The organism is Methylobacter svalbardensis (assembly GCF_037671525.1).
GTDB lineage: Bacteria > Pseudomonadota > Gammaproteobacteria > Methylococcales > Methylomonadaceae > Methylobacter_A > Methylobacter_A svalbardensis.
Genome location: NZ_JAWPOH010000005.1, coordinates 49107 through 70836 on the forward strand (window position 1 = coordinate 49107; position 21730 = coordinate 70836).

20 protein-coding genes are annotated in these 21730 nt (G+C 46.8%); 3 read left to right on the forward strand and 17 right to left on the reverse strand.

What is annotated here, in order from left to right; all coding sequences use genetic code 11:
- Nucleotides 1-73: 73 nt before the first annotated feature.
- The 8 genes from rseP to rpsB all read right to left on the reverse strand — a co-directional run bounded on the left by rseP (nucleotide 74) and on the right by rpsB (nucleotide 7458).
- A complete protein-coding gene (gene rseP, locus RW114_RS03410; protein WP_340121305.1) occupies nucleotides 74-1432 on the reverse strand; it encodes an RIP metalloprotease RseP in 1359 nt (452 codons plus the stop codon).
- Nucleotides 1432-2616 (reverse strand): 1-deoxy-D-xylulose-5-phosphate reductoisomerase, encoded by a 1185-nt coding sequence (gene ispC, locus RW114_RS03415; protein ID WP_340121306.1) that lies wholly within the window; start codon nucleotides 2614-2616, stop codon nucleotides 1432-1434. The genes rseP and ispC overlap by 1 nt, the downstream gene beginning before the upstream one ends.
- Nucleotides 2613-3494 (reverse strand): phosphatidate cytidylyltransferase, encoded by an 882-nt coding sequence (locus RW114_RS03420; RefSeq protein WP_340121307.1) that lies wholly within the window; start codon nucleotides 3492-3494, stop codon nucleotides 2613-2615. Before RW114_RS03420 ends, ispC begins: the two co-directional genes overlap by 4 nt.
- 53 nt (nucleotides 3495-3547) lie before the next feature.
- Complete coding sequence (locus tag RW114_RS03425; protein WP_340121308.1) at nucleotides 3548-4327, reverse strand: isoprenyl transferase; 780 nt, start codon at nucleotides 4325-4327, stop codon at nucleotides 3548-3550.
- A gap of 14 nt (nucleotides 4328-4341) precedes the next feature.
- Nucleotides 4342-4899 carry a ribosome recycling factor gene (gene frr, locus RW114_RS03430; protein WP_340121309.1) on the reverse strand — a complete coding sequence of 186 codons (558 nt, stop codon included), beginning with the start codon at nucleotides 4897-4899 and terminating at the stop codon, nucleotides 4342-4344.
- Nucleotides 4889-5623, reverse strand: coding sequence for a UMP kinase (gene pyrH, locus RW114_RS03435; RefSeq protein ID WP_340121310.1), 735 nt, complete (start codon nucleotides 5621-5623; stop codon nucleotides 4889-4891). The genes frr and pyrH overlap by 11 nt, the downstream gene beginning before the upstream one ends.
- A gap of 96 nt (nucleotides 5624-5719) precedes the next feature.
- Nucleotides 5720-6604 (reverse strand): translation elongation factor Ts, encoded by an 885-nt coding sequence (gene tsf, locus RW114_RS03440; protein WP_340121378.1) that lies wholly within the window; start codon nucleotides 6602-6604, stop codon nucleotides 5720-5722.
- 113 nt (nucleotides 6605-6717) lie between these two features.
- On the reverse strand, nucleotides 6718-7458 hold the full coding sequence (gene rpsB, locus RW114_RS03445; protein ID WP_340121311.1) for a 30S ribosomal protein S2: 741 nt from the start codon (nucleotides 7456-7458) through the stop codon (nucleotides 6718-6720).
- Between the two features lie 301 nt (nucleotides 7459-7759).
- On the opposite strand from rpsB, the gene map reads away from it, so the two are divergent.
- Entirely contained in the window at nucleotides 7760-8548 is a 789-nt protein-coding gene (gene map, locus RW114_RS03450) for a type I methionyl aminopeptidase (protein ID WP_340121312.1), read from the forward strand.
- A gap of 47 nt (nucleotides 8549-8595) precedes the next feature.
- Nucleotides 8596-11220, forward strand: coding sequence for a [protein-PII] uridylyltransferase (gene glnD, locus RW114_RS03455; protein ID WP_340121313.1), 2625 nt, complete (start codon nucleotides 8596-8598; stop codon nucleotides 11218-11220).
- Nucleotides 11221-11383: 163 nt separating this feature from the next.
- Here glnD and rlmD read toward each other — a convergent pair whose 3' ends face one another.
- The 5 genes from rlmD to RW114_RS03480 all read right to left on the reverse strand — a co-directional run bounded on the left by rlmD (nucleotide 11384) and on the right by RW114_RS03480 (nucleotide 17342).
- Nucleotides 11384-12718, reverse strand: coding sequence for a 23S rRNA (uracil(1939)-C(5))-methyltransferase RlmD (gene rlmD, locus RW114_RS03460; RefSeq protein WP_340121314.1), 1335 nt, complete (start codon nucleotides 12716-12718; stop codon nucleotides 11384-11386).
- Nucleotides 12719-12720: 2 nt separating this feature from the next.
- A complete protein-coding gene (locus RW114_RS03465) occupies nucleotides 12721-13302 on the reverse strand; it encodes a YdbL family probable chaperone protein (protein WP_340121315.1) in 582 nt (193 codons plus the stop codon).
- A 163-nt stretch (nucleotides 13303-13465) separates the two neighbouring features.
- Nucleotides 13466-15466 (reverse strand): C4-dicarboxylate ABC transporter, encoded by a 2001-nt coding sequence (locus RW114_RS03470; protein ID WP_340121316.1) that lies wholly within the window; start codon nucleotides 15464-15466, stop codon nucleotides 13466-13468.
- Between the two features lie 107 nt (nucleotides 15467-15573).
- Nucleotides 15574-16464 carry a cysteine synthase CysM gene (cysM, locus tag RW114_RS03475; RefSeq protein WP_422614781.1) on the reverse strand — a complete coding sequence of 297 codons (891 nt, stop codon included), beginning with the start codon at nucleotides 16462-16464 and terminating at the stop codon, nucleotides 15574-15576.
- A gap of 191 nt (nucleotides 16465-16655) precedes the next feature.
- Nucleotides 16656-17342, reverse strand: a complete 687-nt coding sequence (locus RW114_RS03480) for a histidinol-phosphatase (RefSeq protein ID WP_340121318.1) — start codon at nucleotides 17340-17342, stop codon at nucleotides 16656-16658.
- 162 nt (nucleotides 17343-17504) lie between these two features.
- On the opposite strand from RW114_RS03480, the gene RW114_RS03485 reads away from it, so the two are divergent.
- Complete coding sequence (locus RW114_RS03485) at nucleotides 17505-18053, forward strand: RNA pyrophosphohydrolase (RefSeq protein ID WP_340121319.1); 549 nt, start codon at nucleotides 17505-17507, stop codon at nucleotides 18051-18053.
- A 24-nt stretch (nucleotides 18054-18077) separates the two neighbouring features.
- Here RW114_RS03485 and cpdA read toward each other — a convergent pair whose 3' ends face one another.
- From cpdA to RW114_RS03505, 4 genes are all read right to left on the reverse strand, one after another.
- The gene (gene cpdA / locus RW114_RS03490; RefSeq protein WP_340121320.1) at nucleotides 18078-18881 is read right to left on the reverse strand and encodes a 3',5'-cyclic-AMP phosphodiesterase; all 804 of its coding nucleotides are present in this window, start codon (nucleotides 18879-18881) and stop codon (nucleotides 18078-18080) included.
- 9 nt (nucleotides 18882-18890) lie between these two features.
- Nucleotides 18891-20207 carry an amino-acid N-acetyltransferase gene (gene argA / locus RW114_RS03495; protein ID WP_340121321.1) on the reverse strand — a complete coding sequence of 439 codons (1317 nt, stop codon included), beginning with the start codon at nucleotides 20205-20207 and terminating at the stop codon, nucleotides 18891-18893.
- A gap of 103 nt (nucleotides 20208-20310) precedes the next feature.
- Nucleotides 20311-21210 carry a putative phage abortive infection protein gene (locus tag RW114_RS03500; protein ID WP_340121322.1) on the reverse strand — a complete coding sequence of 300 codons (900 nt, stop codon included), beginning with the start codon at nucleotides 21208-21210 and terminating at the stop codon, nucleotides 20311-20313.
- 69 nt (nucleotides 21211-21279) lie between these two features.
- On the reverse strand, nucleotides 21280-21540 hold the full coding sequence (locus tag RW114_RS03505; RefSeq protein ID WP_340121323.1) for a CCDC90 family protein: 261 nt from the start codon (nucleotides 21538-21540) through the stop codon (nucleotides 21280-21282).
- Nucleotides 21541-21730: the final 190 nt, after the last annotated feature.

Genomic DNA, 21730 nt, shown 5'->3' on the forward strand with positions numbered 1-21730 from the left:
CTGTGTTAATTTATAGGACGTAGAACCGTTAAATTACCGTAGGGGCGATCCGGCAGGTCGCCCCTAGCAGCTATTAAAACAATCGCCCTACATCCAAAAACATAGCCAATGCCATTAATGACACCAGTAATGCAATACCGATTTGTTGAAAGAAAATCTGCGCCCTTTCCGAAACAGGGCTGCCTTTAATGCCTTCTATGGCAAAAAACAGTAAATGTCCGCCATCCAATACCGGTATTGGCAATAAATTTAATACGCCTAAACTGATACTAACCAAGGCCAAATATTTCAAAAAGGGCACTAAACCCATGGTCGCAGACTGCCCGGCATACTGGGCAATACTGATAGGGCCGCTTAAATTTTCTATCGAAGCCTTGCCGATCAGCATCCTACCCATCATTCTCAGGGTGGTAACAGAGTAAAAATAAGTGGTTTCCAGTGCAACCGGTAACGCAGCCAGCGGCGATAATGCATATTCCACGCTTACCGACTTCATCAATTCTTCGGGTATATAAACAGATGCACCGACTTTACCTTCGGTCTTCTGCCCCATTGCCACACTTTTTGGCGTAATGGTGACGGGCAACTGCACACCATCGCGTTCAATTACCAGTTTGATTGGGACTCCGGGGTGTTCCTTTACATACACCACCCACTGCATCCAGTCGTTCATGGGGGTGTCATCGGCACTCACAATAAGGTCGCCTTGCTTTAAACCGGCGGCGAATGCGGCACTATCAGGCAGGACTTGTCCTATGATGGCTTGTAATTTTGGGGACCAAGGCTTAAAGCCTAAGCGTTGATACAGTACATCAGGATTTTCACTGTCTTTATCAGTCAGCTCAAGTGTTCTGATAGCTTGCTGATCATCAATGTTTTTAACCGCGACCTTAATGTTCTGCTCACCATCCAGTGCCGAGGATACTAAGACGGTCATGGCCTCCGTCCAGGTTGGCGTCAGCTTGTCGTTAACCGAGATAATCTGATCACCTTCAACAAAGCCTGCGGCTGCGGCTAATGTGCCCTGCTCCACCGCGCCGAGTATCGGCTTGATACCGGTCTCGCCAATCACCAGCACACTCCAGAACAACGCAACAGCGAGCACCAGATTAAACACGGGGCCTGCGGCAACTATGGCCGTTCTGGCCAATAAAGACTGGCGATTAAACGCATACGGCAAGTCGGCTTTGTTAACTTCGCCTTCGCGCTCATCGACCATTTTGACATAGCCGCCCAACGGAATGGCCGAAACCACATACTCTGTCGCATCCGGATTTTTCTGATACGACCATAAAACCTTGCCAAAGCCGATAGAAAACCGAAGTACTTTTACCCCGGCTTTACGAGCAACCCAAAAATGCCCGAATTCATGAAATGAAACCAGGACACTGATGGCGACTAGAAAATAAAACAGCGTATGCAAGAAATCCATCAGTTGATAAGCTCTCCAATAATCTGTGTGGACATTAACCTGGCCTGTTGATCCACATCTAAAATAATTTCCAGGGTATCGGCAGTCTTGGCCTCGAATTTTTTCATGCAACGTTCAATAATAAGCGGAATATCGGTAAACCTAACCTGTTCATTTAAAAATGCCTCGACGGCAATTTCGTTGGCTGCATTTAAAACAGTCGGCATGGTGCCGCCTGTAGCAATAGCCTCATAGGCCAGACGCAAACAGGGAAACCGTTCCAGACTAGGCTCATGAAAATCCATACGCCCGACATCAAAAATATTCAACGGTTCAACGCCTGAATCAAATCGCTCCGGCCAAGCCATTGAATAGGCTATAGGTATACGCATATCGGGATTGCCCATTTGTGCCAAAACCGTTCCATCTACATAATCCACCATCGAATGGATAACACTTTGCGGATGAATGACCACTTGAATCTGGTCTGGGGTCATATCGAATAAAATACAAGCCTCGATCATTTCCAGGCCTTTATTCATCATGGTTGCCGAATCCACTGATATTTTTCTGCCCATATCCCAGTTAGGGTGAGCTACAGCCTGAGCCGGCGTAACATTGATCAGTTGCTCAACGGGCATTTCCCGAAAAGGACCGCCCGAAGCCGTCAATAAAATACGTCTGGCTTGTTTTTCCTGCATACCGGTTTTATATCCGGCAGGCATGCACTGGAATATCGCATTATGCTCGCTGTCAATCGGCAGCAATTGCGCCCCAGAATCGGCGACAGCCTGCATGAAAATGGCACCCGACATCACCAGGGCTTCTTTATTGGCCAGCAATACGGTTTTACCCGCTTTTGCGGCCGCAAGACTCGGCAAAAGCCCCGCCGCACCTACAATGGCCGCCATCACTGAATCGACGTTATCCAACGTTGCCACATGCTCCAGCGCCTTTGCGCCTGACAATACTTTTATATCGGCTATGGGCGTATTTTTCAGTTTTTCTTCAAAGGCTAAAGCCTTATGCTGATCCACGACAACAACAACCTCTGGATGGTGTTCCAGACATTGTTCGTAAAGAACGTCAATGTTGGTATTGGCCGTTAATGCGATGACCTTATACAGGCTGGAATGTCTTGCCACCACATCTAAGGTGCTAACGCCAATCGAACCTGTCGCTCCGAGTATGCAAATGCCTTTCATGACATAAGCCCAATGACTACTATACCGGCATAAAAAAATGGAGTCGCGGCAATCAGGCTATCAATCCTATCCAGAATACCGCCGTGTCCAGGCAGTATTGACCCCGTGTCTTTGACGCCACGTTGACGTTTGACCACACTAAAAAACAAATCGCCGTAAATAGAAATCAACACCGTCAGTACAGACAATAGTACAAAATCGGATACCCTCATCCAGATAAAACCATCACGATAACTATAATAGCCGATAAAAGCAGCAGCCCAGACGGCGCCGGCTACAAAAGCGCCGTACATACCCTGAACCGTCTTGCCCGGGCTGATTTCGGGTGACAATTTGGTTTTACCAAATTTCTTTCCGGAAAAATAGGCCGAAATATCGGCAACCCAGATCAAAACCAGAAAATATAAGGTCATTTCCGAACCGTAAAAAGCTCTTAACCGGCTCAAAAACATCCACACTGCTAATAGAACAAGCCAGCCGATCAATGCCTTATAGCGCGTTTTTAGCTTAAGGTTTAAAACACCCGTAGGCGTATTTCTAATTAACATCATGACCAATATCCAGAACAATACCGGCACTACAACCAGCCATTCCAAAATGCCCGAATAGTCCCTGACATCAGGCCAATCTAATAACTGAGCTGCCAACTCCAGAAATTGCGTCCAAAAATGCAGCCATAACATCGGCAGAATCAACGCAAGCAAAAATAATCCGCGTTTGATCGGCGAATGAATACCGATCAAATTAGTCCACTCCCATGCAGCTAAAAGCGTGATTAACCCAATAAGTAATGAAAAATATTCCGAAGGCAGCTGAAAAACAGCAAGCACAACCAGGGGAACCAGAATTAAGGCGGTAATAATTCGCTGTAGTAACATATTATTATTATATGAAGTTGAAGTAAGTGTTAGTTTTCGGTAAAACCAGCAAGTTATTTTAAAGTAATCGATTTAGCTAGCAGTTGCTCTCCGGTATGACCGAAACGTCTTTGCCGTTTTTTAAAGCTTTGGATAGCATCTTCAAGCGAGTTCTGGTTGAAATCCGGCCAGAGTGTTTCGGTAAAATACAGTTCTGTATAGGCAAGTTGCCATAACAAAAAATTACTCACTCGTTGTTCGCCACCGGTTCTGATAAACAAGTCGGGCTCAGACAGGTCTGAAGTTGATAAATGCTGATTAATCAGTTGCTCACTGACATCCTGTTTTTTCAATTCTCCTGCAGCTATTTTTTCCGCCACGGTTCGGAACGCCTGACACATATCCCAGCGCCCACCATAATTAGCCGCGATAACTAGGGTTAAGGCATTATTATCTTTGGTTTGCGCCTCTCCTTCGGCCATTTTGGTCTGCAACTTGTCAGAGAATGCCGATCTGTCGCCAATAAAGCGTAAGCGGATATTATTGCGATCGAGCTTGTTTATTTCACTTTGCAGAGTTGCCATAAACAAGCCCATCAACAAGGACACCTCTTCTTCCGGGCGACGCCAGTTTTCGCTGCTAAACGCAAATAAAGTCAAGACCTCAACCTTTTGTTTAGCGCAATACTCTACGATTTTTCGAACCGCTTTAACCCCGGCTTGATGACCGATCGCACGAGGCATAAATCGTTTCTGCGCCCAACGACCATTGCCATCCATGATGATGGCGATGTGTCGCGGATTATTGCTATTTAGGTTAGTTGATTCCGAACTGATACAGTCATCCGTAGGCATTATTTAAATTCCAATTACATTGACAGTAAGTCGGCTTCTTTGGCTTCCAGCAATTTCTCAACGTCTTTGACATACTGATCGGTCAACTTTTGAATTTTTTCTTCAGCGGCATGCGCATCATCTTCGGAAATCAGTTTTTCCTTTAACGCTTCTTTTATGGCCGAATTGGCATCACGACGAATATTTCTGATCGAAACACGACCATTCTCCGCTTCATTCTTGACGACTTTAACCAGGCTACGACGACGCTCTTCGGTCAACGGCGGCAACGGAATACGGATAACCATGCCGTTGGTAGAAGGATTTAAACCCAGATCCGATTTCATAATGGCTTTTTCAATCGCCTGCACCATGCCCTTTTCCCAGGGAGTAATCGTCAAGGTACGTGCATCTTCAACAGCAATATTGGCAACCTGAGATAGTGCGGAATCGGTACCGTAGTACGAAACATTAATTTGATCCAATAAACTGGGATGAGCTCTGCCCGTTCTTATTTTTGAGAATTCATGCTTTAAAGCATCAATACTTTTGCTCATACGAGTTGAAGCGTCTTGTTGAATATCACTGATCATTATCTGTTCCTCGTTGAATAAGAGATCCTATCTCTTCGCCCATCATTAGTTTCATTACCGCACCTTGCTCAAAAATATTCATCACCCGCATCGGTACATTATTATCCCGACATAATACCAATGCAGTAGTGTCCATTACATTCAGACGTTGATCCAGGGCTTCATCATAGGTTAGTCGCGAATAGAACTTAGCGTTCTTGTCTTTTTGGGGATCGGCAGAATATATGCCTTTAACTTTAGTGGCCTTAATCATCAACTCGGCATTGATTTCAATCGCCCTAAGACTGGCTGCAGAATCGGTGGTGAAAAAAGGATTTCCGGTTCCTGCTGCAAAAATAACGACCCGGCCTTTTTCCAAATGCCTGACCGCCCTGCGGCGAATATAATCTTCACAGACCTGATTGATTTTCAGTGCGGACATCACCCTGACCTGTTGTCCGTGGGATTCCAGTGCATCCTGCATGGCCAGGGCATTGATTACCGTAGCCAGCATACCCATTTGGTCGCTGGTTACCCTATCTAAACCTTGCGAAGCTTTTTCAGCTCCACGCAATATATTACCGCCGCCGATAACCAAACCAACCTGGAGGCCAGCATCGCATAACTCTTTAATTTCAATGGCAAGACGATTAACAATATCTGCATCAATACTACCACCTGCTTCACTCATTAAAGCTTCACCGCTTAACTTAAGCAAAATTCTCTGGCAAATCAATTTAGTCATTTTAATTATCGGGGCTAGTGTTTATTATTGTGGGAGCGAATTTATTCGCGTTTATAGCGGGGCAACGCGAATAAATCCGCGCCCACAGCCAAGGTATTAGTTTGTGCCTCTGACTTGTGCCATAACTTCTTCGGCAAAGTTTTCTTCTTTCTTCTCGATGCCCTCACCCACTTCCAAACGGGAAAAACGAATAACGCTGTTACCTTTTGAGGCAAGCAACTTGCCAACAGTCACTTTATCGTCCTTAATAAAAGGCTGACCCACCAAGGTGATTTCTGCCAAGAATTTATTAATACGACCAACAACCATTTTCTCAATAATTTCCGCTGGTTTTCCGCTTTCTGCCGCTTGAGCCGAGAATATTTCCTTCTCTTTTTCAATCAGCTCTGCGGATACTTGTTCTTCAGAAACACAAGCCGGTTTACTCGCTGCAATATGCATGGCGATGTCTTTACCCAACTGCTCATCTGCTTTAGTTAATTCGACGATCACACCGATTTTATTACCGTGTAAGTAACAGGCTGTACCACCTGTAGCGGTCTGGTATTTCAAAAATCGTCTGACAGTAATGTTTTCGCCCAATCGGGCAATCAGACCGCGACGGACTTCATCTACAATAGAGCCGTCAGCCAACTTCATTGCCAACAGTTGCTCTTCTGTTTCAATATCTGAATTTAACAAAGCTACAGTGACATTATTGACAAAACTGACGAAATCATCCGCCTTGGCAACAAAGTCAGTCTCGCAATTAATATCAACAATCGCTACCGCTTTTCCGTCATCACTGACTTTAGCGCCGATGATGCCTTCAGCAGCAATACGATCGGATTTTTTATCGGCTTTGGCTAGGCCGGATTTGCGCATATTTTCGATGGCCAATTCCATATCGCCGTTCGCTTCAACCAATGCTTTTTTGCACTCCATCATACCGGAGGCCGTTCTTTCACGCAGCTCCTTAACCATCGCTGCACTAATAATCATACTCATTCTTTGTCTTTCCTTATTGTTCATCACTGTAAAAACGCCCCCGTGAGGAGGCGTTTTTTTGCCTAACGTTAAGCGTTCAGGAAACGCTTATAAAAATAATATTGTACTTATTCCGCAGCTGCTTCTTCAACAAAATCATCTGCTTTTGCTGACAATCCCAAACCGGCCGATTTAGCTTCCATGACTGCCGCAGATACGCTTTCGCAATAGAGTTTAACTGCACGGATAGAGTCGTCATTACCAGGAATAATGTAATCAACTTGTTCAGGTGAATTATTAGAATCCACGATACCAACAACCGGAATACCTAATTTTCTAGCTTCGCTGATCGCATTCTTTTCATAACCGACATCCAATATGAAAATCACGTCAGGAACGCCTTTCATGTCTTTAATTCCACCCAGACTACGCTCCAGCTTTTCAAGCTCGCGTTCCATACCTAAGGCTTCTTTCTTCGCAAAACGTTGATAAAGCGTACCATCAGCTTTCATCGCTTCCAATTCTTTAAGACGATTAATTGATTTCTTGATGGTTTTAAAGTTGGTCAACATACCGCCTAACCAGCGATGGTTGACATAAGGCATGCCGCAACGAGCAGCTTCTTCAGCAACCACTTTGCGTGCTGATTTTTTGGTACCAACAAACAGGACAGTGCCTTTGTTTGCTGACATCTGACCCAGATAATTCATTGCGTCATTGAACATCGGAAGCGTTTTTTCCAAATCAATGATATGGATTTTGTTACGCGAACCGAACAGGTATGTAGCCATTTTCGGATTCCAGTAACGAGTTTGATGCCCGAAATGGACACCCGCTTCAAGCATTTGACGCATAGATACTGCTGACATGTGTACTCCTAAGATTTAAAATTCGGAACGCCTGTTCCGAGTTGGGTTACGCCTCCACCTACCCCGTCTGAAAACCAGCAACAATTATCCGTTAAAAGTCAGGTTATGCCGGCACCCTTCCAAACGTGACGATAGGAGTGAGTATTAGTTCAAAATGAACCCCTCTTTATACCATAATTACTTTTTTACAACAAGCCGATCTCTGTTAAAATGCATTCATTACACAAGCGCAAAGTGAGCGGCACGAGACTAGAAACGTGTCATTTACTGAGCCTTTAGCCTTTAGCCTTGCACCTGTTTTATGAGCATACTTATTAAAACCGAAACTGAAATTGAAAAAATGCGTATTGCCGGAAAGCTGGCAGCCGACGTTTTAGACATGATTGAACCCTACGTGGTTCCCGGCGTTACCACCGACGAACTTAATCAGATTTGCCACGATTACATGGTAGATGTGCAACAAGTCATACCTGCGCCGCTCAATTATCACGGCTTTCCAAAATCAATCTGCACGTCAGTTAACCAACAAATCTGCCATGGCATTCCCAGCGGGAAAAAACTTAAATCGGGCGATATTATCAATATCGACATTACTGTCATTAAAGACGATTACCATGGCGACACCAGTAAAATGTTTTGCGTCGGCGAAGTCAGTCCGCACGCCAAACGCCTGATTAAAATAACCCAGGAAGCCATGTTTTTAGGCATTGAACAGGTCAAGCCTGGCGCCACCTTAGGCGACATCGGTCATGCCATCCAAAAACATGCAGAATCTAATCGTTACTCTGTCGTCAGAGAATTTTGCGGACACGGTATCGGCAAAAAATTTCATGAAGAACCCCAAGTGCTGCATTACGGCAAAGCCGGTGACGGAGAAGTCCTTGAGGCGGGCATGATCTTAACCATCGAACCGATGATCAATCTTGGCAAACGGCATATGAAAGTATTGGCCGACGGTTGGACTGCAGTAACCAAAGACCGGAGTCTCTCTGCGCAATTTGAACATACCATTTTAGTCACCCACAGCGGCTATGAAATCCTGACCTTACGCCAGGAAGAAAAGCTCACGCCCCTTGCCCACGCCCTGTAAGCAATGTGACCGTCTTGAGCAAACACCTTAAAGGTTCGGCAATTAGCATGCATCCATCGATTTTTGCCGAAAAGAACAATCTGCTACAAGTCAAACAGCTGCTAAAGCAAAAAGACACTGAACTTCGGCAAAAGTTTAACCCTCACAAATCGGTTTCTAATTTGCTTAAAGAGAAATCCGATTTTATTGATGAGGTGTTACGCTGCTGCTGGCAACATTTTCTCGGCGAACACGCCAGCCAACTTGCGCTATGCGCCGTTGGCGGTTACGGCAGAAAAGAATTATTCCCCTATTCCGACATTGATATAGTCGTACTGCTGGATTCCGAAGACACCGGTCCCTACCAGGAAGCTTTATCAAATTTCTTTACCTTTCTCTGGGACATCGGCTTAAAACTGGGACAAAGCGTCCGTACCGTCAAACAATGCGTCGAAGCCGCTGTAGCCGACCAAACCATCATGACCAGCCTGATGGAAAGCCGCCTGATTACCGGCAATGTCACACTACGCAAAGTGTTAAGACAACAAACCACCTCGGATAAAATCTGGCCGTCAGACCAGTTTTTTGCGGCCAAAATGCAAGAGCAGCGACAGCGTTACGCCAAATTTCATGATACCGCCTATAATCTTGAACCCAACATCAAAGAAGGGCCGGGAGGATTGCGCGACAGGCAAGTCATCTCCTGGGTGTTCAAACGCCATTACAACGCCTCATCGATCAAAGAGCTGATTAAATACGGCTTCCTGCCCGAGTCCGAATATTTGGAACTGGTTGCCGCGCTTGAAGTACTCTGGCGGATTCGCTATGCGCTGCACCTTTTGACCAACCGCTGCGAAGACCGGCTGATTTTCGACTACCAGCGCGATCTTGCCCAACAATTCGGCTTCAGTACCGAGCACCAGGAATACAATCAGGATGTCGAACAGTTCATGCAGTTTTATTTCAAAACCGTACTTGGACTCGAACGCCTCAATGAAATGCTGTTGCAGTTATTTAATGAACGCTTCGTTTCCGGAGAAGTTGCTTATAAACCCATCCCGCTTAACGACAAATTCGTCGTCATCAACGGTTACCTTGAAGCCGTTGATGACGACCTTTTCGAGCGACATCCGCTGGCATTGCTGGAACTCTTTTTAGTTCTGGAACAGAATTCATCGATCAAAGGCGTCAGGGCAACGACCATACGTTTGATTCGTAAAAGCCTGCATTTAATCGACGACTCCTTTCGGCATAACAAAGCCGCCAATCGTCTTTTTATAGAAGCATTTCGCCAACCACGAGGCATTACCGATCAATTAAGGCGCATGAATCGCTACGGGATTTTGGCCGCCTATATCCCTTGCTTTGCCAATATTGTCGCCCGTATGCAGTACGATTTGTTTCACATTTACACGGTAGACGAACACACTCTTTTTGTGATTCGCAATTTACGCCGCTTTGCCTTGGAAAAACATCTCGATGAACTGCCTTTCTGCAATGATATTTTTCTGCTGATTTCAAAACCGGAAATACTGTATCTTGCCGGTCTATTTCATGACATAGCCAAAGGCAGGAGCGGCGATCATTCCGCCATTGGCGAACAAATCGCCAGAGAATTCTGCATTCAGCACGATCTTTCCCCGCATGACACCAATCTGATCTGCTGGCTGGTTCGCAATCATTTAGTCATGTCGATGACTGCACAACGAAAAGACATCAGCGACCCAGATATTATCCATCAATTCGCCCAGACCGTCGGCAGCACCGAATACCTGAATCACTTATATCTGCTGACCGTGGCCGATATTCGCGCCACCAACCCTGAACTGTGGAATGCATGGAAAGATGCCCTATTAAAAGAGCTTTATTCGGTGACCTACAGCACCTTGCACAAAGGCCTGCAAAACCCCGTAACCTTGACTGACCGTCTACTCGAAAATAAAAAAGAAGCAAAAGACGAACTGATCAAACTCGGCATATTCGAACCCACTATGCTCAGATTTTGGCTACATGCCGGTGATGATTATTTTTTAAGGTATTCGGCCGATGAAATAGCCTGGCATACCATCGCCATAGTCTCATCCAAAGAAGATGAGCTACCACTGGTTCTGCTGCGCCCGCAAACCCAACGCGGCAGTGCGGAAGTCTTTGTTTACACAAAAAATGAAGAGGCTATTTTTTCGCTGAGCACAGCCACACTCGACCAACTGGGACTGACCATTCTCGATGCGAGAATCATGACCACGACCGATGACTACGTGCTTAACAGTTTTCTGGTTCTTGAACAATCGGGGGAACCCATCAATGAACTATTCAGGGAAGTGCATATTTGTACCGCGCTACGTCACAATCTGTTGCATCACGAAGTAAAAACACACAAAAACATTCATCGCCAATCAAGGCAAGCCAAACATTTTCCTATCCCTACCCGCATTCAATTTCATGCAGATCCTTTAAACAGGCATACGATTTTAGAACTTATCACCACGGATCATGCAGGGCTTTTATCGAAAATAGGTCGCGCATTCGTGCAACAAGACATTCATTTACACAGCGCAAAAATAACCACTATAGGCAGCCGGGCTGAAGACATGTTTTACATCACCGACAACCAATCACACCCCATCACAGACCCTGTCAGACAAGAACAAATATGCGAAGAGATATTAAAAATACTGGACGCTACCGACTAATACCAAGCCTTGCTCGGCTAAACAGGCCAACTTTCCAGATGTTATGGCTGAATGCCGTGGGCGCGAATAAATTCGCGCCCACAATATATTAAACCCTTAACTTAATGGCAGTGGTGCGGCGGGTGGGAACGAGAAAATTACCGAGCCTTTAAATCCCACTTTTTTATTTCTCAAACAAAGCCATCGACTCCACATGCCCGGTTTGCGGAAACATATCCATTACCCCGGCTTTGACCAGTTTATAGCCCAGTTCATTAACCAATATCCCGGCGTCACGCGCCAACGTCGATGGGTTACAAGACACATAAACAATCTGCTCGGGCTGCCATTTTTTAAAATGCTGCAAGACATCGGAAGCCCCCGCTCTGGACGGGTCGAGCATAATTTTGTTGTATTTCCGATTAGCCCAGGGCTGATCAGAAATATCCTTGCTTAAATCGGCCGCATAAAATTCGACGTTTTCTATGCCGTTATGCCGGGCATTTTCTTTGGCATGATTGACCAAAGGCTGGTCGCCTTCCACACCGACCACGCTTCCTGCAAATTTTGCCATCGGCAAGGTAAAGTTGCCCAGACCGCAGAACAGATCCAGCACCGAGTCGTTTTCATTCAACGCCAAGGTCTCCAGCACCCGGTTGATCATTTGCTTGTTAATTTCATAATTAACCTGGGTAAACATCGCCGGTTTGAATTTAAACTCCAAGCCCTGATCCGGCAGCGCATAGGTCGGTATCAATTCCGGTTCGCCATCCAGCGGCACGATGGTATCCGGGCCTTTGGATTGCAGGCACAGCGATATGTTATGTTCATGAGCAAAGCCGCGCATCCGTTCCTTATCGGCATCGGTCGGCGACTCCAGCACCCGAAACGCCAGCACGCATTGGTCATCGCCGATAGCCACTTCGATCTGCGGAATCTTGTCTTTGATGGTCAAACCGCCGATCATTTCCGACAAGTCCATCAGTTTGGTACCGACGATAGGATGCATCACCACGCAGCTTTCGATTTCAGCCAGATACGGATGCCGTCTTTCCCTGAAACCCACCAGCACCCGGTTTTTTTTCTCGACGTATTTAACGCCCATCCGTGCTTTGCGACGATAACCCCAATGCGGTCCTTCCAGTGGCTGCCAAAGCTCGGGAATTTCAACCTTGCCGATGCGTTTAAACTGATCAATCAGCAATTCCTGCTTGATTCTGATTTGCGCAGATGATTCGACATGCTGAAAACTGCAACCGCCGCACACGCCGTAATGCGCGCACAACGCATCGACCCGGTCGGCGGAGCGACTGAACAGTTTGACCACCTTGCCTTCCGCATAATCCTTGCGGCTTTCGGTATAAATAAACTCCACTTCTTCGCCCGGCAACGCCTCATCGATAAATATCACTTTGCCGTCGACATGCGCCACCCCTCGCCCGTCATGGGCCAGGGATTCTATAGTCACGTTAACCAGCGTTTCCGGTAACTTCTTTTTTGCTCTTCTTCTATTTGCCATGTTTATTTTTGTTTCCAACTTCCTGAAGATTGATACCACCAGCCTGATTGAGCATTACTCACCCAGCGAGCGGCAAAGGTTGATTTGATTTGCGCCGCCCAATCGGGATGACCGTTGGCATTGGCAATCGCCTGATAAAGACTTTGCCGATCGGCATTTTCTGCGGCGACCAGTTTATTGACCTGATTCCTGTCTTTAAGCGGTACGCTTGCAGCATCCCTGACCGCCAGCAGACCGTCCGCCTGTATGCCGATAAATCCTGCCGCATACAACGGTTGCAGACTGGGAAAGCGGCTTTCCATAGTGGCGCGCAACCGTCTGATTTCAGCGCTATCGATGTTCAGGTCGGCTTCAGCGGCCTGAACCGGGGACACCACCACATTGATCGCCGCATCAATCAACTGATACATACTCACCTGCCAATCCGGCAAACTGGCCTTAGGTTCTGTTTTTTGCGGCGTGATACCTTGAATGTCTTTGATGATTTCATCTGCCGCTTTTTCTGCGGCGGCAGCCGGAAAATAAATGTTGATGGTGACACAGGCAGTCAACAATAACGCGCTTAATACTGATATTTTTCTCATAACGGACTCCCGGTTATTCAATAATTACTTGGATTGATGCCGACTCTCCGTACCATCAATACATTCCAGTCAACATGGAGATTATAGCCGATCGCATCGATTCGCGGCAGACCGCTGTCGGTAATAACAAAAATTAGAGCGATGAAATCTCGACTATTCGTAACTACTCAACAATCACTTCATCCGAGGTCGTAATTCGCTTTAACCTTTCCATCAATACATTCCAGTCAACGCGTGGGTTATAGCCGATCACATTGATTCGCGGCAGGCCGCCGGGGGTGATAATGGCGTAGCCGGATTCTGTGGCCTCTACGCCCATCAGCTGACACACGCCGTCATGTAAATAGCATCCCAGACCCAGTTTGTCGTAGCCGAAAGTTTCAAAAAAGCTTAAGAAACTCTGGGACAGTATATCCGCCGCGCCACCGCCTCCGATATTGGCGATGTTTTTTACCGCCTTCTGACTGATCCTGTGCCGAGAGTCATCGTCATCCGGCGTCCCCAGCCAGGCGTAAAAAGTGACCGGCTGCCAGTTTTCCATATACAACTGGCGGACATAGCCCGATAACTTGCCGGTAATGCCGCCAAATTCAAACTTGCTGGTTAGCTGATCCAGATCAAGGTTGTCAATTTCCAGATCGCTATGGAACTTGGGGAAATCGGTAAACAATCCCGACGAGGCCAGGTTGCTGATCTTAATTTCACCGTCGAAAACCTTGACGATCAATTCACCGCCCAGACTCAGGGTTTTATTGCTGTACTCGACCCGGGGAATTTGACCGCTGATAGTTCCCGATAACGGCGCCCAGTTCAGGGCCAGGGATAATTGCTCAAGCGACACATTGCTTACGTCACCCTCAAAAGACACTTCGGGTTCTTGTTGTTTTTTTGCCTGAAAGCTGAAGTGATTGACAGCGATTGCACCGCCCAAAAAAGGCAGGCGGGTCTTTTTTAGCAGTTTGATATCACCAGCCCTGCCCAGAAACGAAAGCCTGGATGGGCCTATCGGCAAGGCACGCACTCGCAGTTGTTGCCAGGCTATTTCCGAGGACTGGCTAAAGGTTTCATCGCTCGACCAGTTAAGCCGACCTGCGCCGCCCTGAACTTCGCCGCGACCTGCTTCATCTTTAATATCAAGATGATTAAAGCTTGCCACCAACGCGGTTAAGGCTTGTTGGTTGATAGAAAAATCGGCTGTTAAATGGCCTGCGAGCGTAACGCCTTGCAATACCGTCTGCTCAAAAAACGGTTTCAGATAGATTGCAGAAAAATCCTGCAAATTGTCGCTGTTCAACGAGAGCCGAGCCTTATCAAGGCTTATGCCATCCTTATATTGAATGGTTGCGCTGCCGCTTAATGCGCCGACATTTGATTGCTGGTAACTTGCCGAGTGGATTTCGACGCGTTGGTTTGATGCGTCCCAGTCGCCCCGTGCATCCAAAACACTATGTTGCCCGGCCGCTTCCAGATACAACGGCTCCAAATACAGCGCGCCGCCGTTAAATTCAACATAAGTTTGCCATTGCCACACGCCGTTATTATTTTGGGCATTCAGCGTTGCTGCCGCCATTAACGCCTCAGTAGCCAACCGACCGTCTTGGGTTTGCCCGGTCAGGCCATTAAGTCCGACAGTTAATGCAAGCTTGTTCACCGACTCATGACTGCCGGATGCCGTTAACTTAACATCGAGTTTACCGGCTTGCAGTTTGAATATTTCCTGCGGCATCAGCTGTTGAATCAACTTGCCATCTACAGCCTTGGCGTTAATCTGCAACTGCCAGTGCTCGCCCCGCTCTTCGCCTTCAACGGCTATGTTTCCACCGGCCAGCTGCAAACCGCTTAGTTTGAACGAACTGTGTTTTTCCGTGACCTGAAATGAAAAATTGGCGGCTGGCGACTGCCAATGTTTTGAACGCATTTTTGCCCTGCCCTGTTTACACAACAGTTCCTTGTTTTGCCAGGTGAAAGCCGTACAACGGATATTGACCAGATTGAGGTCATTGAACGGTTTAGGCAGGCTTAACCGGGCAATCGTTAAGGCCAGTTTTTGCGGACTTTGCGCAAGGTCGGTCAGAGTGATATTGATGTTTTCTAATCGCCATTGCGACCCTGTAAGGGTTCCGACATCAAGCGCTACACTATCCAGCGCATGGGCGGTGGGCATTGTTAAGACAAAGATGATGATCGGGACGAGCCTAATCATTATCTTTGTGGGAGCGGCTTTAGCCACGATTGTCGCGGCTAAAACCGCTCCCACATACACCAACAACATTACCCCGGAAAAACCCCCGTGGATAAATACCGATCGCCACGGTCGCAGATAATCACCACAATCACCGCATTTTCAACTTCCCCAGACAATCTCAATGCCGCATGAACAGCGCCACCGGATGAGATTCCGGCAAAAATACCTTCTTGGGCCGCCAAAGCGCGGGTGACGTTTTCAGCTGAAATCTGATCGACATCGATAATCCTGTCAACCCGCTCGGCCTGATAGATTGTCGGCAAATATTCCTTGGGCCAGCGCCGGATGCCGGGTATTTTAGACTCGCCTTCCGGCTGCACGCCGATGACCTGAATATCGCTGTTTTGTTCTTTCAGGAATTTTGACGTTCCCATAATGGTGCCGGTCGTGCCCATGGAGCTGACAAAATGGGTTATTGTTCCCTGCGTATCGCGCCAGATTTCAGGCCCGGTGCCTTCATAATGAGCGCGCGGATTGTCGGGATTGGAAAACTGATCCAGCACCCTGCCTTTGCCGGCAGCTTCCATTTCCCTGGACAAATCAATCGCCGCTTCCATGCTGCCTGCCGCAGGCGTAAGAATAATCTCGGCACCGTAAGCTTTCATCGAAGCACGGCGCTCTTCGCTCATGTTATCCGGCATAATCAAGGTCATTTTATAACCTTTGATTGCCGCCGCCATCGCCAGCGCAATACCGGTGTTGCCGCTGGTCGCTTCAATCAAGCGGTCGCCGGGTTTGATCTCGCCTCTTTCCTCGGCATGTTTAATCATACTGAGCGCCGGGCGGTCTTTGACCGAACCCGCCGGATTATTGCCTTCCAGTTTAACCAGAATGGTATTACTGGTAATGTCAGGCAAGCGTTGCAGTCTGACTAGAGGCGTATTGCCGACAAAAGATTCAATGGTTGGGAAAGTCATGATAGTCATAGAATAAAAGGGTAAAGTCGAAAAGCAAAAGGTGCTGGGCTCAAGGTTTAAGGCTAAGGGCTAAGGGCTAAGGGCTAAGGGCTAAGGGCTAAGGGCTAAGGGCTAAGGGCTAAAATTGAAAAAACAATTAAGCCTTAATGCAAGTTTTTTTTGCCCTTCGTCCTTCGCCTTTCGCCGGATTCCTATTTTTGAAAATGATGCGTCGGACATTGCCCGTTTCTTAGACTGATAATCGGCCAGTTAGCCGCATCGGCAAATTCAGCCAGTTTTTCATCAGGATCGACTGCAACGGGATGATCCACCAATTTAAGCAGCGGCAAGTCGTTATGGGAATCGCTGTAAAACCAGCTATCCTGCATGGTTTCGCTTGAGTCTGTTAACCATGCCTCCAATAACTTAACCTTGCCTTCGCGAAAACAAGGAATGCCGTTAAAACCGCCGGTGTATCGACCGTCGATAAATTCCGGCGTGGTCGCCAGCAAGTTTTCAATGCCGTAGAGCTGGACTATCGGCTCGGTTACAAAGCGGTTGGTTGCAGTGATAACCAATAAGGTATCGCCCCGGTTTCTATGTTTGTCGATCAGCTGTTGCGCCGGCGTTAACAGCAGAGGCCTGATGGCTTGTTCTATAAATTGCGCCCGCCACTGATAGAGTTGCTCGGGGTTATTGTCCGCTAAAGGTTTTAGCGAAAAGCGGAGAAACTGGGCAATATCCAAGGTACCTTGTTTGTAGTCATCGTAAAACTTGGCGTTGGCGCTTTCATAGTAACTTTTATCAACGATGCCCTGATCTACCAGAAACTGCCCCCATAAGTAGTCGCTGTCATCGGCAATCAGCGTGTTATCCAAATCAAAAATCGCTAGGCTCACGGTTAATCCTGTCTCAAGTCATTAAAAAGAGCTGTACCCTATGGCGTATGCACTTTATTTATGGAACAATGCAGTCATTAATTTACATTACTGACCTATTTTTTATAATTTTACCATTAGCAAGATTAAAGAACTAGGAAAGGTAAAAACACAGGTTTTAACATGATTGACTCTAAAGGATACCGGCCCAACGTCGGGATCATCCTTTGCAATGACGAGGGTCGCGTGTTTTGGGCAAAACGAATGGGTGTAAACTCATGGCAATTCCCGCAAGGCGGGATTAATCCGAATGAAGACCCAGAAACCGCGATGTATCGGGAGTTGTGCGAAGAAACAGGACTGCAAGAGCAGCACGTCGAGGTACTTGGCCGTACGCGCTATTGGCTGAGATACCAGCTGCCTGAGCGCTATATACGCAAGAACTCACTCCCCCTGTGCATAGGCCAGAAGCAAATCTGGTATATGTTGCGCTTGGTAACGCATGAATCCAATGTGCGTTTTGATCAGTGCCCCAAACCGGAATTTGATGACTGGCGTTGGGTGGATTACTGGGAACCGCTTAAGGATGTGGTATATTTCAAGCGTAAGGTTTATTTAAAAGCGATGAGCGAGTTGGGTGTTATTCTGACCGCCGAGACCATCCCGGTTAATGCTGCCGGGTATTTAGCTAAGGAAATTGAACCGGTGAAAGGCAGAAGGCGCAAGAGGTAGAGTGTTTTTAGCTGGAACCTGCTGTTAATATTCATGCAGATTTGTTTGCAGCCCAGCCAACGGCTCGGCTAAACGAATGACCTCGGATTCAACCCGGCCATCTGCATACAGCTCTATCAACCGATAACCCGGAGCCGTGTCGTTTACAGCGAACTCAGTGCTTCCGGGCACAAATTGAAAACAGGTTGATGGCACACCCAATACCCGAAGGCTCGCTGTCTTTATATCCAAAATCTGATGGATATGGCCGGTGGTTATCGCTTTTACTTGCGGGTATTTGTCTACTATCGTCCATAATTCCCGACTGTTGTCTATGATCATGGTATCCATCCAAGAGCTTTTAGTCTCCAGGCAATGATGATGGACGGCAATAAGCGCGTAGCAGTTTGGGTTTTCACTTAAGCAGTTTTCAAGAAACGCCAATTCCTCATTTGACAGATGACCGCCGGGTTTTCCAGGTATCTGGCTGTTCAGGCTAATCAGCTGCCAGTTATCCAGAAAAACCTGTTTGCGGCAATTAATGCTGTCAGCATTAAATACCTGCTGCATCAACTCATAATCGTCATGATTGCCGGGCAGGCAGATACATGGCATTTCATACACCTCAAGACTGTTTAAGATGCGCCGGTAGCTTGCAGCGCAAGGATCCTGAGCCAAGTCGCCGGTCAGCAGAATCAAATCGAAATGCCGTTTTTCGGCAAAGGCCTGTTCAAGGCAGGCGTGGAAATAATGCTCGGTATTAATGCCCAGCAGCTTATCTTCCGGCGCAGCCAAAATATGCAAATCAGACAGTTGCAGGATTGATAGACAAGCGGGGTTATTGTTCATAACAAAATGCTATGCCATTTCTTTGCAAAGAATTTTAGAGTTTCTTTGCGGGTTATATAAGGCCTTGAGCTGATCGGGAAGATCGCTAATATCCGATGATAAAAATCCCCGCTCAATAAACCAGTGCATGGTTTGCGTAGACAACACGAATAGCTTTTTAAGCTTGAGCTCTGCTGCCCTACGGTAGACATATTCAAGCATGCGATTGCCTCTGGCCGAGCCTTGATAATCGGAATGCACGGCAAGACAGGCAATCGCGCCGAACCCGCCTTGCACATCCGGGTGCAAGGCGGTGCAGCCGATAATCAGGCCGTCGCGTTCGATAACGATATAGTCGGCGATTTCCATTTCGATTTTTTCCCTGGTGCGTTTGGCTAACTTGCCTTGTTGCTCCAGCGGCTTGATCAATTCCAGAATGCCGCCTATGTCGTTCAGCGTGGCCGGGCGCAATTCCTCAAACGCCGTCGAGCTGATCAGCGTGCCGATGCCGTCACGGCTGAACAATTCAAGCAACAGCGCGCCGTCGATGGTTCTGTCAATCAAATGCACGCGGTCGATGCCGAATTGGCAGCTTTGCATCGCGGCTTTGAGCGGCAAGCCGATATCCGTGGATATGTCCGGGTGTTGCTGCAAGAAAGCGTCGGCTTCGGCAGTGGTCATTTGCTGGATTTGTTCGCCGTTGTCGGGATTGCAGCAGCCTTGTTCGGTCAATAAAACCAGTTTTTCCGCTTTTAACGCAATCGAAACCGCGGTGGCGACTTGTTCGGCCGACAGATTGAAGACTTCGCCGCTCGGCGAATAACCAACCGGCGAAATCAACACCACATTGTCCTGATCGAGTTGCTGATGAATGGCCGCGCTGTCGATACGGCGAACCTCGCCGGTATGGCAGTAATCAATGCCGTCAATCACGCCTATCGGTTTGGCGATCACAAAATTGCCTGAGGCCACCTTGATCTTGGCTCCCGCCATCGGCGAGTTAGCCAGTCCCATCGATAACAGGGCTTCAATTTCGACGCGGACCAATCCGGCTGCTTCTTTGACGCATTGCAAAGCTACATCGTCGGTAATGCGCAAGTTGTTATGAAAGCGGGCGGGAACGTCCAGCTTAGCGAGCCGCTGGTCGATCTGCGGGCGTATGCCGTGAACCAAAACCAGGCGTATGCCTAGACTGTTGAGTAAGGCAAAATCGTGGACGTGATGATCGAAATCATCAGCCAGCACCGCTTCGCCACCAAAGAAAATAACAAAGGTTTTGTTGCGATGGGCATGAATGTAAGGGGATGAATCCCTAAACCAGCTGACGAATGATTTTTGTGGTTCCATGGTTATTTTATTGGTGAATGTGCTTCATAAATGACATTGTTTCAACCACCAAGCTCTGTCCGGCGATAAATAACTCAACATAACAACATCCGTAGGGTGTGCCCTACAGGACTGAATTGACATAAGCAGTGTTGGTATACAATTTTGGATGCGTTGCAGATTGCAATAATTCATTTTTCGGAATAGTTTTGAGTAATGCAAACTCTTCAATTAAGGGTTTGAACTTTTCGTTACCCAAATCGCTTAGTGCATTGTAGAACAAAAGGAGAAGTTCCTGACTAGATAGTTGAGCCCTGACAATGTTTGTATAAAAGTGTTTATCGGTGACATTACTATTTTTTACAAATTTAATAATGTTGTATAGCATCCTAAAATAGTGGCCGAACTCGTATTGATGTTCTGAATAAAACCAATCATAGAGTTCATTAATTTGTTTAATTTCTTCTTTTTCTGAGAGTGGAGACAGAGACCCGTGGTCGCGGCGATATATTAGTTTGAGTCTTTCATAAAATTCATTGAAGCATTTACGACCTTTGATTACCTCTGTATCCGCATCATATCTATTTGGTAATCGAATGGTTTCTCCCTTTACATCTTCTACATCCTCATAGGGAGAAATAGGGGCCGTAGTTTCGATTGAATTGATAATCTCATTAAACAATGTCAGCATTTGAAAAAATGTAGTCTCAAATTGTTGTTTCTCTAACACCGTATTTTGTTTTTGAAACGCCTCTGCCGATAATCTCAGTTGCTCGGTAGATTCACGCAGCTCCTTACTTTGCAGTATTATCGTGTAAAGCAAAGCAAAAATCGTAGTTAAAGAAAATAAGGGGTTAAGAATACCGCCGACATAATCACCGAACTGTCCCCATACTTCTTGCCATTTATCTCCCTTTGACAGGGAAAATGGGAAACTGAAAAAGTATGAATATATAAGGACGACAGCCAGTGTAAAAGCAACTAAAACAAGGGTTATCAACCAAATAGGTAGATGTTTGATCATTTTTCCACGCCTTCATTTCAGTGCCGTAGGATGTGCTGAGGTACGAAGCGCATCGTTCGAGTTACAAACTTAAAGCAGCTTAACCAACGTAGCGACAACTGCAATCGATGCCGCCATCAAGCCACCCAATTTGATGATAATTCTGTATTCTAGCTCGCGCATATCCCGGCGTAAGTTATTTTCCAGTTCGACCAAGTCGTTTTTGGTTGCCAGTTTATCTTCAATCAGGCGTGCTTGTTCGCTGGCGAATACTTCGGCCTGCTCTTCGGTAAAGCCTACCGCTTTGAGCTTTTTCACAAAACTGTGCGTATCGAAAGTAATGGTGGTCATGGCTCACTCCTGATGCTAGTTCCCAAGCTCTAGCTTGGGAATTCAGTATTGGAAGCTCTAGCTTCCTGTCTCGCGAAGCTAGAGCTTCGCCATCTGGGTTCCCAAGCTGGAGCTTGGGAACCAGCGTATTAAACGATGGACTTCCTACTGCTCTTTTCTTCGTATTCTTCATGGTGAATGTCTAAAAGGT